Origin of the sequence: Streptomyces caniscabiei (assembly GCF_014930365.1) — a bacterium.
Lineage (GTDB): Bacteria > Actinomycetota > Actinomycetes > Streptomycetales > Streptomycetaceae > Streptomyces > Streptomyces caniscabiei.
The window spans coordinates 1-915 of the sequence record NZ_JABXWI010000062.1; the positions used below are offsets into that span (position 1 = coordinate 1).

1 pseudogene is annotated in these 915 nt (G+C 65.8%); it reads right to left on the reverse strand.

The features are described from left to right. Nucleotides 1-218: 218 nt before the first annotated feature. Nucleotides 219-559: pseudogene (locus HW837_RS49495) on the reverse strand (transposase); the annotation flags it as partial. Between the last annotated feature and the right edge of the window lie 356 nt (nt 560-915).

Here is a 915-nt window from a genome sequence, read left to right on the forward strand (position 1 = left end):
CGAGGCCCCCGAGGCGATCGCGGAACGGATCGCGGCATGGGCCGAGTAGTGGATCACTCGCCCCTCGCGGCGAGACCACCGGGATGGGCGGAGCGGGGCGGACTCTGACATGGCGTTGTTGCGGACTGCGGACTGCGGACTGCGGACTGCGGGATGGGGCGGATCTCCGCCCGGTGACCAGCGTGCAACCTTCAACCCGGTCGGTCAGGACCGTCAGGTGAACGCTGCTCGTCGATGAAGGCGACCATCAGCCGTTGCGGGGGTCGAGCTCCCCGACAAAGAAAGTTGTAGCCGCCTTCAGGACCGCCACGTCCTCACGCAGCCGACGGTTCTCCGCCCTCAGCCGGCGGGTCCCCTCGCTCTCCTCGATCGTGACCCCGGGCGCCTCACCACCGTCATTCTCGGCCTGAGCGCCCCAGCGCCACAACGACTTCTGCCTACCCCGACCTGCTTGGACACCGTCAGTACCGCCGCGGTATTTGGTCGGGTTCTCGGCACGGTGCTACAGCACCAGCCGGACGGCTCGGGCTCTCAGCTCGGGATCCACCTTCTTCGGCATGACATGCATCCTTCCAGCTCAGAAAGATGCGGCATTAAGCCGACCGCACTTGACAACTCAGTACAGAACCGCCTAGGTTTCTGACTGTTCAGTACACAACCGTCCTGAGCTCACCGGACAGGCTTGGCGTGCAGGCCTGGCGCCCCTCGGTCCCGTCGCTCTACCTGTACGGGGCCATAACCCGGCGTGGGGCACTTCCCGCACGTCGAACAGCCCAAGACGGTCGCCGATCACATCCTGGGCTTCCTGAACAGCTGCCCCCCTCTCCCACCACCCAGAACTCGAAGGGTCGACCGAACCATGACTGACAAGGAAAGGCAGGAGGCCGTGACTGCGACGGCTCCCGCGGACGCGAG